The following is a 13,995-nucleotide window of genomic DNA, read 5'->3' as shown; positions in this document are numbered from 1 at the left end:
GGGAACGGATGGACAGGGGAAGAAATTAGCTTGGCCGGCCCGAAGGCCAGGACGCGGCCGGCGGGAAAAGTTGAAGGCCGTCACAGCCCGTGGCTTAGAACCAAACGCAATGCAAAATCATTAACTTTCGTATTTGACAATCATTATCATTCTGAATAGCTTGTCGCACGTCGTAGGAAGCCTCCTAGCTTGGTGTGCTCCCTTTTTCCACAGAGACAAGGTGATTTCCATGGCGGAACAACTATCCACAAGTAAGTGCGATTCACCACTGCTCCAGGCGTTCGTCGACAACCGCAGTATCCTGGTCAAGATCGCCGCGCGCATCACCGGTTGCCGCTCCCGCGCCGAGGACGTGGTGCAGGACGCCTTCTTCCGGCTCAGTGCCGCCCCGCAAATCACCTCGTCGTTCAAGGCCCAGCTCAGCTACCTGTTCCAGATCGTGCGCAACCTGGCCATCGATCACTACCGCAAGCAGGCCATGGAGCTGAAATATTCGGGCAGCGAAGAGGAAGGGCTTAACGTGGTCATCCAGAACGCCTCGCCCGAAGCCACCCACATCAACCTCGCCACCCTCGAACACATCGCCGACGCCCTCAACGAACTGCCCCAGCGCACCCGCTACGCCTTCGAGATGTATCGCCTGCACGGGGTGCCGCAGAAGGACATCGCCAAGGAGCTGGGGGTGTCACCGACGCTGGTCAACTTCATGATCCGTGATGCACTGATCCATTGCCGCAAGAGCAGTCGCCTGGGCTGAAACCCCAAGGGGCCGCTTCGCGCCCCATCGCGGCTCAAGGCCGCTCCTACAGGGATCGCGTTGTTCTGTAGGAGCGGCCTTGAGCCGCGATGGGGCGCGAAGCGGCCCCTGCTGCATCACACCAGCTTGCAGCGTTCGAAGAACCGCTCCCGCCCCAAAATCATCAGCGCCGCCCGCTTGTGCGGGAAATCGAACTCCTTCTCGCAGTGGAAGCACTGGTCGTGCATGTAGCCGATCATCTTGCCGTTGTCGGCCCGCGGCTCGGCCACCACGCGCTGGGTACGCGGATCGTCGAGGAACAGGTAGTGAACCAGCGCCGACAACCAGCTGGCCACCTTGTGCGGGCCGCGGTGCACCTCCTCCCCCACCAGCATGTGGATGCCACGGTCGTAATCGTCGGCCGGATAGAACGGCGCGATGCGGTCCTCCTTGGCCCAGTAGGCCTCGAAGTAGGCAAAGGGCTCGTCATCGAAGCAGCCGATCAGGGTCAGGGTATGCGGATCGGTTTCCAGCTTGGCCAGGTACTCGCGGTGCTGTGCCAGCGAGCCGCCTTCCTGCCAGAAGTGCACGACCCGCGGGTTGTTCTGCCAGCGGTTGAAACGTTCGAGGTCCTGGTCGATTTCCAAGGTGCGCAGTGACACCCAGACCCCAAGGCGTGCATCGAAACGCCGGTACACCTCACCCCGTGGCTTGGGCCCGCGTCGAGGGTGACGCTTGCCGTTGCTGAGCTGCATCTGCTGGGGATAAGCCCCGGCAACGGAGGCTCCCAGCCAAGGCTGCGGCAATTGCCAGAACAGGGTGCGCTCACAGAAGTACTCGCCCGGCCGCTCACCGACCACCAACAGGCCGCTGGCCAGCGCCTGCGGTATCGGTTGCGGCAGTAGCCAGGCCAGTCGCTGGCACGCCGGGTCACGGGACAGCAACCAGTAGCAGGCCGCCCACAACGCCTGCTCCGGGCGTTCCGGGCAGAGCTGCTCGAGATGGACTTCAAGGCGGGCTGCCGCCACCAGGCGCACCTGGATCAACGGGCGGCCTTCAAGGGTCAGGCTCAGGCGGCAATCGCCCTCGTCGGCCTGCAGGCTGTGCCAGCGGGGTGCACAAGAAGGCTGCGAAGCGGCATCGAACGGCATGGTCATGGCTCACGGGAATGAAATAAAGGCTCACCCGTGAATACGTGGCCACACCCGTGGAATTTAGTCGTGGGGCTTTTCCACGGTGATCTGGTAAGGCTGGAAGATGCGCAGCAACTCACCGTTCTCGCGCAGACGACGCATCAGCGCGGCAAATGCTTCGGGACTGATCGGCGCGTCGGGGCGCAGCAAGGCGTAGTGATGGTAGACCTGGTCGACACGCTGCGACGCCATCAGTTGGCCGGCGCTCTGCGGGTTGCGCTTGAGGAAATCGCTCAGGTATGAACGGGTGACCAGGGCGATGTCGGCACGCCCACGCTCGACCATCGACAGGTTGCTGTCGTGGGAATAGGTCAGTGCCGCCCGGTAGCGCTCCTTCAGATACGCGGGGTCGGCGTTGAAGTCGGCGAAGGCATAGTGGTAGCCGTTGAACAGCGCCAGGCGCTTGCCTTCCAGGTCTTCGAAATAGTGCTGGTCGCGACCTGCCTGCGGCCGGGCGACAAAGATCTCGGCGTCTTCGAGCCCCATGTCCACCGCCTTGTGCGCGATCCCCTGCCACCCCCACTGCGGGTTCTCGAAGATCGCCATGTCGGTGCGTCCTTGCTGGAAGTCACCGAAGCGCCGCGGAATTGACGTCGGCACCAGCACGAAACGGTACCCAGGTTGCAGCTTGTTCAGTGCCTCGACCAGTTGCGGCAGCAGACCCGTGTCGGCGCCCTGCTCCGGGCGTACGGTATAGGGTGGGAAATGCGCCGCGCCGATCTTCACCTCGACCGCCTCGTCGGCCCGGGCCACGGCACTGAGCAACAATGCGGCGAACAGCAGCAGGGAGGACGACACCTTGAGGCGGGGCAGTGGGATCAAGTCGAGACACTCATCACGGGTTAAGGCCTTAATCCACCTAAGCTAGGCGTTTTCCCGGGCGGGCACAACCGCCGGATATGCCAAAGTGCCAGGGGATGCCGTTCGCCGCGACTTTGGCTACGCTCTACGGGCCTGCGTGAAGGGTCCTTGGGAGACGCCGCAGGCTACTGTGCATTGAGAGGGAGCCTGGCATGGGCCACTGGTTGGTGATCGACCTGGAAGCAACCACCGATGACGGCGGCTGGCCGGTCACGGAGATGGAAATCATAGAAATCGGCGCAAGCCTGGCCACCCGCGAAGGCCGCGAGGTCGACCACTTCCAGCGCTTCGTGCGGCCCCGGCGGCGGCCGCAGTTGACGCCGTTCTGCCGCGAGCTGACCCATATCAGCCAGGCCGATGTCGACAACGCCGCGCCGTTCAGCGAGGTCTGGGGGCAGTTCGAACGCTGGCTGGTGAACCACCAGGCGCAACTGCAGGCCTGGGTGAGCTGGGGCGACTACGATCGCAAGCAGCTGCTGCAGGAGTGGCAGTTGCATCATGTCGACAGCCTGTTGCTGCAACTGCCACACATCAACCTCAAGCAGCGCTTCGCCAAGGCCCGCCACCTGCAGCGCCCGGCGGGGCTGAACAGCGCCCTGCAACTGGCCGGCTTGCAGTTCTCCGGGCAGCAGCATCGGGCCCTGGAGGATGCCCGCAACACGGCACGCCTGCTGCCGCTGAGCCTGCCGGTTGGCGGCGCCTGAAACAGATGACGCAAGGGCAGGCCTTGGGCATACTGGCCAGCCCTTTTTTTCAGCCCTTTTCCAGGAGTCGCCCCATGTTCAAGGTCAATGAATACTTCGATGGCACCGTCAAGTCGATCGCCTTCGAAGGCCAGGAAGGTCCGGCCACCGTGGGCGTGATGGCCCCGGGGGAATACGAGTTCGGCACCGCCAAGCGCGAGATCATGCACGTGGTCTCCGGCGCCCTGACCGTCAAGCTGCCGGGCAGCGACAACTGGGAGAAGTTCGCGGCAGGCAGCCAGTTCAACGTGCCGGCCGACAGCAAGTTCCAGCTGAAGGTGGCTGTAGACACCGCCTACCTGTGCGAGTACCGCGACTAAGCACGCCGGCGCCTACGCCCTTTCCGGGTAGGAGCGGCTTTAGCCGCGAAGCAGGCAACACGATGCCTGGCACCCGCTATGCGGGTGATCGCGGCTGAAGCCGCTCCTACAGGGGGGGCGCCAGTACGGTGCTCTTCATGAGAGAAATCCCGCCACCCGCTCAGCCGCCGCCTGCAAATGCTGCTCATGGCTGAACCCGGAAACCTTCAGCGGCTTCAGGTCATGATCCCCCGCCGCCAGCCAGCTCACCTCGATCGCCGGCGATAACACATACCCCTCCACCGCTTCACGGTTGCCCAGGGCATCGCGCTCCCCCTGGACGATCAGCGTGCGCGTGCGCAACCCCGCCAGGTGCTCGACCCGCGGCTTCTCCGGTTTGCCCGCCGCATAGAACGGATACCCCAGGCATACCAGTGCGTCTGCCTCCAGCTCATCGGCCAGAAGACTGGCCATGCGCCCGCCCATGGACTTGCCGCCAACGGCCACAGGCCCTGCGGCTAATGGTCGCACCTGGTCGTATACATTACGCCAGCATTCCAGCAACACCTTCTGCGGATTGGGCGGCCGCTTGCCGCCGTCGACACGGCGCTGGGCCATGTACGGAAACTCGAAGCGCACCACCCCTACCCCTTGCCCCGCCAGCCTTTGCGCCATGTCCTCCATGAACCCGCTGTCCATCGGCGCACCCGCGCCATGGGCCAGGATCAGGCAACCGCGATAACTGCGATCGGCCGAGATTCGTGGAGGATCGCAGCGCAAGCCTGGGACATTTCCGATCTTCGCCCATTGATCCCCGTCAATACCGGCACTTTGCCCATTACTCATGCTTGCCTCGCTGTTTAGCCTGCCTATAACCGTGGATGGGAACCCATACATGAACACAACCAGCAGTACCGCCTACAACTACCAGGTGGTCCGCCAATTCGCCATCATGACGGTGGTGTGGGGCATCGTCGGGATGGGGCTCGGCGTCTTCATTGCCGCCCAGCTCGCCTGGCCCGCCCTCAACCTCGACCTGCCGTGGACCAGCTTCGGCCGCCTGCGACCCTTGCACACCAACGCGGTGATCTTCGCCTTCGGCGGCTGTGCCCTGTTCGCCACCTCGTATTATTCGGTGCAACGTACCTGCCAGACCACCCTGTTCGCGCCACGCCTGGCCGCGTTCACCTTCTGGGGCTGGCAACTGGTGATCCTGCTGGCGGCGATCAGCCTGCCGCTGGGCTACACCAGCACCAAGGAATACGCCGAACTGGAATGGCCGATCGACATCCTGATCACCATCGTCTGGGTCGCCTATGCCGTGGTGTTCTTCGGTACGCTGATGAAGCGCAACACCAAGCACATCTACGTGGGCAACTGGTTCTTTGGCGCCTTCATCCTGACCGTGGCGATCCTGCATATCGTCAACAACCTGGAGATACCGGTCAGCCTGACCAAGTCCTACTCGATCTACGCCGGCGCCACCGACGCCATGGTGCAGTGGTGGTACGGGCATAACGCCGTGGGCTTCTTCCTCACCGCCGGCTTCCTGGGGATGATGTACTACTACGTACCGAAACAGGCCGAACGCCCGGTGTATTCGTATCGCCTGTCGATCGTGCACTTCTGGGCGCTGATCACCCTGTACATTTGGGCCGGCCCTCACCACCTGCACTACACCGCCCTGCCGGACTGGGCGCAGTCGCTGGGCATGATCATGTCGCTGGTGCTGCTGGCCCCGAGCTGGGGCGGCATGATCAACGGCATGATGACCCTGTCGGGTGCGTGGCACAAACTGCGCAGCGACCCGATCCTGCGCTTCCTGGTGGTGTCGCTGGCGTTCTACGGCATGTCCACCTTCGAAGGCCCGATGATGGCCATCAAGACCGTCAATGCCCTGTCCCACTACACCGACTGGACCATCGGCCACGTCCACGCCGGCGCCCTCGGCTGGGTGGCGATGATCTCGATCGGCGCGCTGTACCACACCATCCCGAAAGTGTTCGGCAAGGAGCGCATGTACAGCCTCGGGCTGATCAACGCGCACTTCTGGCTGGCCACCATCGGCACCGTGCTCTACATCGCCTCGATGTGGGTCAACGGCATCGCCCAGGGCCTGATGTGGCGCGCGGTCAACAGCGACGGCACGCTGACCTACTCGTTCGTCGAAACCCTGGTGGCCAGCCACCCCGGCTTCGTCGTGCGCTTCGTCGGCGGCGCGATCTTCCTCAGCGGCATGTTCCTGATGGCCTGGAACACCTGGCGCACCGTGCGTGCCCCCGCCGCCGAGCAAGCCACCGCCAACGCCCAGCTGGCTTGAGGAGTAGAGCCTGATGAACCATGAAGTCGTTGAGAAAAACATAGGCCTGATGGCCCTGCTGATGGTGTTCGCCGTCAGCATCGGCGGCCTGACGCAGATTGTCCCGCTGTTCTTCCAGGACGTCACCAACAAGCCGGTCGAAGGCATGAAGCCCTACACCGCCCTGCAACTCGAAGGCCGCGACATCTACATCCGCGAAGGTTGCGTGGGTTGCCACTCGCAGATGGTCCGGCCGTTCCGCGCCGAGACCGAACGCTACGGCCACTACTCGGTAGCGGGCGAGAGCGTGTGGGACCACCCGTTCCTGTGGGGCTCCAAGCGCACCGGACCGGACCTGGCCCGTGTCGGTGGCCGCTACTCGGACGACTGGCACCGCGCGCACCTGTACAACCCGCGCAACGTGGTGCCCGAGTCGAAGATGCCGTCCTACCCGTGGCTGGTGGCCAGCCAGGTCGACAACAGCCACACCGACGTCAAGATGCGCGCCCTGCGCACCCTGGGCGTGCCCTACACCGACGACGACATCGCCGGTGCCAAGGACGCGGTCAAAGGCAAGACCGAGATGGACGCGCTGGTTGCCTACCTGCAGGTGCTCGGCACCGCGATCAAGAACAAGAGGTGAGTGCGATGGACATCGACATCGGCATGATCCGCGGCCTGGGCACCCTGGTGGTGATGATCGCCTTCATCGGCCTCTCGCTCTGGGTGTTCAACCGTCGCCGCGACCGTGATTTCGCCGAAGCGCGCCTGCTGCCCTTCGTCGACGACCGCCTGCCCCCTGCCGGGCAGGAACCTGCTGCCATGAGGAGTACCCGGCAATGACCACCTTCTGGAGTACGTATATCAGCGTACTGACCCTCGGCAGCCTGATCGGCCTGACCTGGCTGCTGCTCGCCACCCGCAAGGGCCAGAGCAGCGATACCACCGACCAGACCATGGGCCACAGCTTCGATGGCATCGAGGAATACGACAACCCGCTGCCGAAATGGTGGTTCTGGCTGTTCGTCGGCACCCTGGTGTTCTCGGTGGGCTACCTGATCCTCTACCCGGGCCTGGGCAACTGGAAAGGCATCCTGCCCGGCTACGAGAATGGCTGGACCCAGGTGGACGAGTGGCAGAAAGAGATGGACAAGGCCGATGCCAAGTTCGGGCCGATCTTCGCCAAGTACGCCGCCATGCCGGTGGAGGACGTGGCCAAGGATCCGCAGGCCCTGAAGATGGGCAGCCGCCTGTTCGCCTCCAACTGCTCGGTATGCCATGGCTCGGACGCCAAAGGCTCCTACGGCTTCCCCAACCTGACCGACAAGGACTGGCGCTGGGGCGGCGAGCCGGAGACCATCAAGGCGTCGATCATGAACGGCCGCCACGGCATCATGCCGGGCTGGGCCACGGTGATCGGCGAGCAGGGCGTAGCCGATGTGGCGGCATTCGTGCTGACCAACCTCGACGGCCGCACCCTGCCGGCTGACGCCAAGGCCGACCCGGCCAAGGGCAAGGAACTGTTCGCCACCAACTGCGTGGCTTGCCACGGGCCTGAAGGCAAGGGCACCCCGGCCATGGGCGCGCCTAACCTGACCCACCCGCAGGCGTTCATCTACGGTTCGAGCTTCGCCCAGTTGCAGCAGACCATCCGTTATGGCCGTCAGGGCCAGATGCCTGCGCAGCATGACATCCAGGGCAACGACAAGGTCCACCTGCTGGCGGCCTATGTGTATAGCCTGTCGCAGGATGTACCCGTCGAAAGTGAAGGCCTGACCGCCAAGTAACCACCCTCTTCGCCGGCAAGCCGGCTCCTACAGGCCCAGCGCCGTTCAGGTAGGAGCCGGCTTGCCGGCGAAAGGGCTGCAAAGCAGCCCACTCTCCCCCCTTCCTTGCACCCCCTCCGAACGCAACTAAGCTTGTTGCCACAGTGGCTCCGCTCGCAGCGACCGGAACAGACGTGGTGCACAGCCTGACATCACGCATCGACTCCACGCTCACGAGCCTGCGGCTTTGGGATGACGCCTTGCGTGCCCGTCCCTCGATTAAAAAGCTTGACCGATCGATCAGAAAAATATGGAAAATGGTACACATTACAAATATTTATTTGTGTACAATCGTTCAACCCCCACGCCACGGGACGGTGGTGGAAAGGGCCTGGACACGGGTCGGCGCAAGTTTCCTTGCGTTGCCATAACCCTGGTGGTTATCGATACTGGCGCCGATTTACCAACCAACAAGAACACCCAAACCGTGGAACCTTAGAATGAGCACTGCAATCAGTCCGACTGCTTATAACTATAAGGTCGTCCGCCAGTTCGCCATCATGACGGTGGTCTGGGGGATCCTTGGCATGGGGCTCGGCGTCTTCATCGCCTCGCAACTGGTCTGGCCCCAGCTCAACCTGGACCTGCCATGGACGAGCTTTGGCCGCCTGCGCCCGCTGCACACCAACCTGGTGATCTTCGCCTTCGGTGGCTGCGCCCTGTTCGGCACCAGCTACTACGTGGTGCAGCGCACCTGCCAGACCCGCCTGATCTCCGACAGCATGGCCGCCTTCACCTTCTGGGGCTGGCAGGCGGTGATCGTCGGCGCGCTGGTGACGCTACCGATGGGCTTCACCACCACCAAGGAGTACGCCGAGCTCGAGTGGCCGCTGGCGATCCTGCTGGCCATCGTCTGGGTCACCTACGCCCTGGTGTTCTTCGGCACCATCGTCAAGCGCAAGACCAAGCACATCTACGTCGGCAACTGGTTCTACGGTGCGTTCATCGTGGTCACCGCGATGCTGCACATCGTCAACCACATCTCGCTGCCGGTCAGCCTGTTCAAGTCGTACTCGGCCTACGCCGGCGCCACCGACGCGATGATCCAGTGGTGGTACGGCCACAACGCCGTGGGCTTTTTCCTCACCACCGGCTTCCTGGGGATGATGTACTACTTCGTACCCAAGCAGGCCGAACGCCCGATCTACTCGTATCGCCTGTCGATCGTGCACTTCTGGGCGCTGATCACCCTGTACATCTGGGCCGGCCCGCACCACCTGCACTACACCGCCCTGCCGGACTGGGCGCAGTCGCTGGGCATGGTGATGTCGATCATCCTCCTGGCCCCGAGCTGGGGCGGCATGATCAACGGCATGATGACCCTGTCGGGCGCCTGGCATAAGCTGCGCACCGACCCGATCCTGCGCTTCCTGGTGGTGTCGCTGGCGTTCTACGGCATGTCCACCTTCGAAGGCCCGATGATGGCCATCAAGACGGTCAACTCGCTGTCGCACTACACCGACTGGACCATCGGCCACGTCCACGCCGGCGCCCTGGGCTGGGTGGCGATGATCTCCATCGGCGCGGTGTACCACATGATCCCGAAGCTCTACGGCCGCGAGCAGATGCACAGCGTCGGGCTGATCAACGCGCACTTCTGGCTGGCCACCATCGGCACCGTGCTGTACATCGCCTCGATGTGGGTCAACGGCATCACCCAGGGCCTGATGTGGCGCGCCATCAACGACGACGGCACCCTCACCTACTCCTTCGTCGAAGCGCTGCAGGCCAGCCACCCGGGCTTCATCGTCCGCGCTTTGGGCGGTGCGTTCTTCGCCTCCGGCATGCTGCTGATGGCCTACAACGTGTTCCGCACCGTGCGTGCCGCCAACCCGGTACAGGCTGAGGAAGCCGCCAAGATCGTCGTCGTGGGAGCCCACTGATGAAGCATGAAGCAGTCGAGAAGAATATCGGCCTGATGGCCTTCTTCATGGTCATCGCCGTCAGCGTCGGTGGCCTCACGCAGATCGTCCCGCTGTTCTTCCAGGACGTCACCAACAAGCCGGTCGAGGGCATGAAGCCGCGCACCGCGCTGGAGCTCGAAGGGCGCGACATCTACATCCGCGAAGGCTGCGTGGGTTGCCACTCGCAGATGATCCGCCCGTTCCGCGCCGAAACCGAACGCTACGGCCACTACTCGGTGGCCGGCGAGAGCGTGTGGGACCACCCGTTCCTGTGGGGCTCCAAGCGTACCGGTCCGGACCTGGCCCGCGTCGGCGGTCGCTACTCCGATGACTGGCACCGCGCGCACCTGTACAACCCGCGCAACGTGGTGCCCGAGTCGAAGATGCCGTCCTACCCGTGGCTGGTCGAGAACAAGCTCGACGGCAAGGACACCGCCAAGAAGATGGAAGTCCTGCGCACCCTGGGCACGCCGTACACCGACGAAGACATCGCCGGCGCCCGCGACGCGGTCAAGGGCAAGACCGAGATGGACGCCCTCGTCGCGTACCTGCAAGGCCTTGGCACCCTCATCAAGAGCAAACGGTGACCCTGATGGATATCGGCACGATTCGCGGCCTGGGCACCGTCGTGGTGCTGGTGGCCTTCGTGGGCCTGGCGCTGTGGGTGTTCAGCCCGCGGCGCAAGCAGGAATTCGACGAGGCGACGCAGTTGCCGTTCGCCGACGACCCCGAGGCCACCCGACACGTCGAGCAAGCACAAGCGTCTAGGAGCAAACAACAATGACAACCTTCTGGAGTCTGTACGTCACCGTCCTGACCCTGGGCACCATCTTCGCCTTGACCTGGCTGCTGCTGTCGACCCGCAAGGGCCAGCGCGAAGAGATCACCGACGAAGTCGTCGGCCACGCCTTCGACGGCATCGAGGAATACGACAACCCACTACCGAAGTGGTGGTTCTGGTTGTTCGTCGGCACCGTCGTCTTCGCCCTCGGCTACCTGGTGCTGTACCCGGGCCTGGGCAACTGGAAAGGCGTGCTCCCCGGTTACGCGTACGTGGACAACGACAAGAAGACCGAGTTTTCCAACGGCCAGGCCGGCTGGACCGGCGTGCATGAGTGGGAGAAGGAAATGGCCAAGGCCGATGCCCGCTTCGGACCGATCTTCGCCAAGTTCGCCGCCATGCCCGTCGAGGAGGTGGCCAAGGACCCGCAGGCACTGAAGATGGGCGCGCGCCTGTTCGCCTCCAACTGCTCGGTGTGCCACGGCTCCGACGCCCGCGGTGCCTACGGCTTCCCCAACCTGACCGACAACGACTGGCGCTGGGGCGGCGAGCCGGAGACCATCAAGACCACCATCATGAACGGTCGCCACGGCGTGATGCCGGGCTGGGCCACGGTGATCGGCGAGCAGGGCGTGGCGGACGTGGCGGCCTTCGTGCTGACCAACCTCGACGGCCGCAAGCTGCCCGAGGACGCCAAGGCCGACCCGGTCAAGGGCCAGCAGATCTTCGCCACCAACTGCGTGGCCTGCCACGGGCCTGAAGGCAAGGGCACCCCAGCCATGGGCGCGCCTAACCTCACGCACCCGCAGGCGTTCATCTACGGCTCGAGCTTCGCCCAGCTGCAACAGACCATCCGCTACGGCCGCCAGGGGCAGATGCCGGCCCAGGCGCAGATGCAGGGCAACGACAAGGTGCACTTGCTGGCCGCTTATGTGTACAGCCTGTCGCATCAGGCGGAGCCGGCCAAGGCCGAGTAAGGCAGGCCAGGCCTCTCGCGGATGAATCCGCTCCTACAGGTATCGCGCTGAACCTGTAGGAGCGGATTCATCCGCGATGAGGCCAGCAAACTCAGCACAAGCTGACCTGAATCAATTGACACCCGCCATATCACGATTCACACCACGAACCCAACGCGACTAAAGGTCGCAGTGCGACCCCGGCGCGCCGCGACAGGCGTATCATGGGCCGCAGAGCGCTAGCAGCATGCGCGAGACCGCAGCCGGCACGCACTGGCTACGGCGTTTTTCCACTGCCGTGGGACTTGATGATGAGCAAGCAAATTCCGGTACATGACGTCACCCCGCCTGCCAACAAGGGAAAGGATTCCGTCGACCTCTACGCCTCGCGTGAAAAAATCTACACCCGCGCCTTCACCGGCATCTTCCGCAGGTTGCGGATGGTCGGCGGGGCGGTGCTGTTCCTGCTGTACTTCGGCACCGTCTGGCTGAACTGGGGCGGCCACCAGGCCGTCTGGTGGAACCTGCCCGAGCGCAAGTTCTACATCTTCGGCGCCACCATCTGGCCTCAGGACTTCATCCTGCTTTCGGGCATCCTGATCGTCGCCGCCTTCGGCCTGTTCTTCATCACCGTGTACGCCGGCCGGGTCTGGTGCGGCTACACCTGCCCGCAGAGCGTGTGGACCTGGGTGTTCATGTGGTGCGAGAAAGTCACCGAGGGTGACCGCAACCAACGCATGAAGCTGGACAAGGCGCCCATGAGCGCGAACAAGTTCCTGCGCAAGCTGGCCAAGCACAGCCTGTGGCTGCTGATCGGCTTCGTCACCGGCATGACCTTCGTCGGTTATTTCTCGCCGATCCGCGAGCTGGCCATCGAGTTCTTCACAGGCCAGGCCGACGGCTGGGCCTACTTCTGGGTCGGTTTCTTCACCCTCGCCACCTACGGCAATGCCGGCTGGCTGCGCGAGCAGGTGTGCATCTACATGTGCCCGTATGCGCGCTTCCAGAGCGTGATGTTCGACAAGGATACCCTGATCGTCTCTTACGACCCGCGCCGTGGCGAAGCCCGCGGCCCGCGCAAGAAAGACATCGACTACAAGGCCAAGGGCCTGGGCGACTGCATCGACTGCACCATGTGCGTGCAGGTCTGCCCCACCGGCATCGACATCCGCGACGGCCTGCAGATCGAGTGCATCGGCTGCGCCGCCTGCATCGACGCCTGCGACAGCATCATGGACAAGATGAACTACCCCAAAGGGCTGATCAGCTATACCACCGAGCACAACCTGTCCGGGCAGAAGACCCACATGCTGCGCCCGCGCCTGATCGGCTACGCCCTGGTGCTGCTGGTGATGATCGGCGCCCTGGCAACCGCCTTCGCCACCCGTTCGCTGGTGGGCTTCGACGTGGCCAAGGACCGCGTGCTGTACCGCGAGAACGCCCAGGGGCGGATCGAGAACGTCTACAGCCTGAAAGTGATGAACAAGGACCAGCGCGACCACGTCTACGTGCTTGACGCCGCTGGCCTGCCCGACCTGCAGCTCGAAGGCCATCGCGAGATCCGCGTCGCCGCCGGCGACATCGTCAACCTGCCGGTGCAGTTGTCGGTCGCCCCGGAAAAACTGCCCTCGACCACCAACGAAATCACCTTCATCCTCAAGGACGCCGACGACAGCGCCAGCCAGGTTGAAGCCAAGAGCCGTTTCATCGGCCCACAGATCCGCTGAGAGAGAAGACGAACAATGCCTGCCGCCACCGCCGCCAGCCCCTGGTACAAGCACCTCTGGCCCTGGATTATCATCGGGATCCTGGCCACCTCGGTGTGCCTGAGCCTGACCATGGTCAGCATCGCCGTGCGCAACCCGGACAACCTGGTCAACGACAACTACTACGAGGCCGGCAAGGGCATCAACCGCTCGCTGGATCGCGAGCTGCTGGCCCAGACCCTCAACCTCAAGGCCAGCGTGCACCTGGACGAACTGACCGGCGAAGTCGAGGTGCGCCTGACCGGCAACAGCAATCCGCAGGCCCTGGAGCTGAACCTGATCTCGCCGACCCAGCCGGACAAGGACCGCAAGGTCCAGCTGGCGCGCAGCGAGCCTGGCCGCTATGTCGGCCAACTGGTCGACAAGGTCGAGGGGCGGCGTTTCGTCGAACTGCTGGGCAGCCAGGACGATCACGTGTGGCGGCTGTTCGAGGAGGAGAAGGTCGAGCATGGCGTAACCTTGCAACTGGGGGATGAAGCGCTGCAAGGTGCCGAGCGTCAGTAACACCCTGTTGGCGGGGCTACCTCGCCAGCATTGAACCTTCTGTGGGAGCGGCTTCAGCCGCGATGCAGGCGACGCGGTGCGTGGCACCCGCCAAGCGGGTGATCGCGGCCCAAGCCGCTCCTACAAG

At 63.8% G+C, this 13,995-nt stretch carries 16 protein-coding genes; 13 read left to right on the top strand and 3 right to left on the bottom strand.

Annotated elements, in window-relative coordinates:
* Positions 1-229: 229 nt before the first annotated feature.
* Positions 230-757: an RNA polymerase factor sigma-70 gene (locus NGM28_RS19920; RefSeq protein ID WP_011533064.1), complete on the top strand. Its 528-nt coding sequence runs from the start codon at positions 230-232 to the stop codon at positions 755-757.
* Between the two features lie 116 nt (positions 758-873).
* Here NGM28_RS19920 and NGM28_RS19915 read toward each other — a convergent pair whose 3' ends face one another.
* Both NGM28_RS19915 and NGM28_RS19910 read right to left on the bottom strand, forming a co-directional pair.
* Positions 874-1,887, bottom strand: coding sequence for a GNAT family N-acetyltransferase (locus tag NGM28_RS19915; protein WP_252091192.1), 1,014 nt, complete (start codon positions 1,885-1,887; stop codon positions 874-876).
* 63 nt (positions 1,888-1,950) lie between these two features.
* Positions 1,951-2,751 carry a substrate-binding periplasmic protein gene (locus tag NGM28_RS19910; RefSeq protein ID WP_240065690.1) on the bottom strand — a complete coding sequence of 267 codons (801 nt, stop codon included), beginning with the start codon at positions 2,749-2,751 and terminating at the stop codon, positions 1,951-1,953.
* A gap of 191 nt (positions 2,752-2,942) precedes the next feature.
* On the opposite strand from NGM28_RS19910, the gene NGM28_RS19905 reads away from it, so the two are divergent.
* Both NGM28_RS19905 and ppnP read left to right on the top strand, forming a co-directional pair.
* A complete protein-coding gene (locus tag NGM28_RS19905) occupies positions 2,943-3,494 on the top strand; it encodes a 3'-5' exonuclease (RefSeq protein ID WP_252091191.1) in 552 nt (183 codons plus the stop codon).
* Positions 3,495-3,568: 74 nt separating this feature from the next.
* Positions 3,569-3,853 carry a pyrimidine/purine nucleoside phosphorylase gene (gene ppnP, locus NGM28_RS19900; RefSeq protein WP_011533060.1) on the top strand — a complete coding sequence of 95 codons (285 nt, stop codon included), beginning with the start codon at positions 3,569-3,571 and terminating at the stop codon, positions 3,851-3,853.
* A gap of 135 nt (positions 3,854-3,988) precedes the next feature.
* Here the strand turns inward: ppnP and NGM28_RS19895 are convergent, their stop codons facing one another.
* Entirely contained in the window at positions 3,989-4,678 is a 690-nt protein-coding gene (locus NGM28_RS19895; RefSeq protein WP_252091190.1) for an alpha/beta family hydrolase, read from the bottom strand.
* A 49-nt stretch (positions 4,679-4,727) separates the two neighbouring features.
* Here NGM28_RS19895 and ccoN (NGM28_RS19890) point away from each other — a divergent pair, with 49 nt between their 5' ends.
* From ccoN (NGM28_RS19890) to NGM28_RS19845, 10 genes are all read left to right on the top strand, one after another.
* Complete coding sequence (ccoN, locus tag NGM28_RS19890) at positions 4,728-6,152, top strand: cytochrome-c oxidase, cbb3-type subunit I (protein ID WP_240065687.1); 1,425 nt, start codon at positions 4,728-4,730, stop codon at positions 6,150-6,152.
* Between the two features lie 13 nt (positions 6,153-6,165).
* On the top strand, positions 6,166-6,774 hold the full coding sequence (gene ccoO / locus NGM28_RS19885; protein ID WP_213660303.1) for a cytochrome-c oxidase, cbb3-type subunit II: 609 nt from the start codon (positions 6,166-6,168) through the stop codon (positions 6,772-6,774).
* A 5-nt stretch (positions 6,775-6,779) separates the two neighbouring features.
* Positions 6,780-6,974, top strand: coding sequence for a cbb3-type cytochrome oxidase subunit 3 (locus tag NGM28_RS19880; protein ID WP_011533056.1), 195 nt, complete (start codon positions 6,780-6,782; stop codon positions 6,972-6,974).
* Positions 6,971-7,918 carry a cytochrome-c oxidase, cbb3-type subunit III gene (gene ccoP / locus NGM28_RS19875; RefSeq protein WP_240065686.1) on the top strand — a complete coding sequence of 316 codons (948 nt, stop codon included), beginning with the start codon at positions 6,971-6,973 and terminating at the stop codon, positions 7,916-7,918. Before NGM28_RS19880 ends, ccoP (NGM28_RS19875) begins: the two co-directional genes overlap by 4 nt.
* Before the next feature lie 479 nt (positions 7,919-8,397).
* Complete coding sequence (gene ccoN, locus NGM28_RS19870) at positions 8,398-9,840, top strand: cytochrome-c oxidase, cbb3-type subunit I (protein ID WP_240065685.1); 1,443 nt, start codon at positions 8,398-8,400, stop codon at positions 9,838-9,840.
* A complete protein-coding gene (gene ccoO, locus NGM28_RS19865; RefSeq protein ID WP_011533053.1) occupies positions 9,840-10,448 on the top strand; it encodes a cytochrome-c oxidase, cbb3-type subunit II in 609 nt (202 codons plus the stop codon). The genes ccoN (NGM28_RS19870) and ccoO (NGM28_RS19865) overlap by 1 nt, the downstream gene beginning before the upstream one ends.
* Before the next feature lie 5 nt (positions 10,449-10,453).
* Positions 10,454-10,645 carry a CcoQ/FixQ family Cbb3-type cytochrome c oxidase assembly chaperone gene (locus tag NGM28_RS19860; protein ID WP_011533052.1) on the top strand — a complete coding sequence of 64 codons (192 nt, stop codon included), beginning with the start codon at positions 10,454-10,456 and terminating at the stop codon, positions 10,643-10,645.
* Positions 10,642-11,619, top strand: coding sequence for a cytochrome-c oxidase, cbb3-type subunit III (gene ccoP, locus NGM28_RS19855; protein ID WP_240065684.1), 978 nt, complete (start codon positions 10,642-10,644; stop codon positions 11,617-11,619). Before NGM28_RS19860 ends, ccoP (NGM28_RS19855) begins: the two co-directional genes overlap by 4 nt.
* Positions 11,620-11,909: 290 nt before the next feature.
* The gene (ccoG, locus tag NGM28_RS19850) at positions 11,910-13,325 is read left to right on the top strand and encodes a cytochrome c oxidase accessory protein CcoG (protein WP_240065683.1); all 1,416 of its coding nucleotides are present in this window, start codon (positions 11,910-11,912) and stop codon (positions 13,323-13,325) included.
* Between the two features lie 15 nt (positions 13,326-13,340).
* Complete coding sequence (locus NGM28_RS19845) at positions 13,341-13,868, top strand: FixH family protein (RefSeq protein ID WP_252091189.1); 528 nt, start codon at positions 13,341-13,343, stop codon at positions 13,866-13,868.
* Positions 13,869-13,995: the final 127 nt, after the last annotated feature.

It is taken from the genome of Pseudomonas sp. MWU13-3659, assembly GCF_023757525.1.
GTDB lineage: Bacteria > Pseudomonadota > Gammaproteobacteria > Pseudomonadales > Pseudomonadaceae > Aquipseudomonas > Aquipseudomonas entomophila_E.
This window is presented reverse-complemented; position numbering and strand designations above follow the sequence as displayed.

Coding starts and splice junctions, on each gene's coding strand:
- NGM28_RS19920 (WP_011533064.1), top strand. CDS start 230: ATGGCGGAACAACTATCCACAAGTAAGTGCGATTCACCACTGCTCCAG.
- NGM28_RS19915 (WP_252091192.1), bottom strand. CDS start 1,887: ATGCCGTTCGATGCCGCTTCGCAGCCTTCTTGTGCACCCCGCTGGCAC.
- NGM28_RS19905 (WP_252091191.1), top strand. CDS start 2,943: ATGGGCCACTGGTTGGTGATCGACCTGGAAGCAACCACCGATGACGGC.
- ppnP (WP_011533060.1), top strand. CDS start 3,569: ATGTTCAAGGTCAATGAATACTTCGATGGCACCGTCAAGTCGATCGCC.
- NGM28_RS19895 (WP_252091190.1), bottom strand. CDS start 4,678: ATGAGTAATGGGCAAAGTGCCGGTATTGACGGGGATCAATGGGCGAAG.
- ccoN (WP_240065687.1), top strand. CDS start 4,728: ATGAACACAACCAGCAGTACCGCCTACAACTACCAGGTGGTCCGCCAA.
- ccoO (WP_213660303.1), top strand. CDS start 6,166: ATGAACCATGAAGTCGTTGAGAAAAACATAGGCCTGATGGCCCTGCTG.
- NGM28_RS19880 (WP_011533056.1), top strand. CDS start 6,780: ATGGACATCGACATCGGCATGATCCGCGGCCTGGGCACCCTGGTGGTG.
- ccoP (WP_240065686.1), top strand. CDS start 6,971: ATGACCACCTTCTGGAGTACGTATATCAGCGTACTGACCCTCGGCAGC.
- ccoN (WP_240065685.1), top strand. CDS start 8,398: ATGAGCACTGCAATCAGTCCGACTGCTTATAACTATAAGGTCGTCCGC.
- ccoO (WP_011533053.1), top strand. CDS start 9,840: ATGAAGCATGAAGCAGTCGAGAAGAATATCGGCCTGATGGCCTTCTTC.
- NGM28_RS19860 (WP_011533052.1), top strand. CDS start 10,454: ATGGATATCGGCACGATTCGCGGCCTGGGCACCGTCGTGGTGCTGGTG.
- ccoP (WP_240065684.1), top strand. CDS start 10,642: ATGACAACCTTCTGGAGTCTGTACGTCACCGTCCTGACCCTGGGCACC.
- ccoG (WP_240065683.1), top strand. CDS start 11,910: ATGAGCAAGCAAATTCCGGTACATGACGTCACCCCGCCTGCCAACAAG.
- NGM28_RS19845 (WP_252091189.1), top strand. CDS start 13,341: ATGCCTGCCGCCACCGCCGCCAGCCCCTGGTACAAGCACCTCTGGCCC.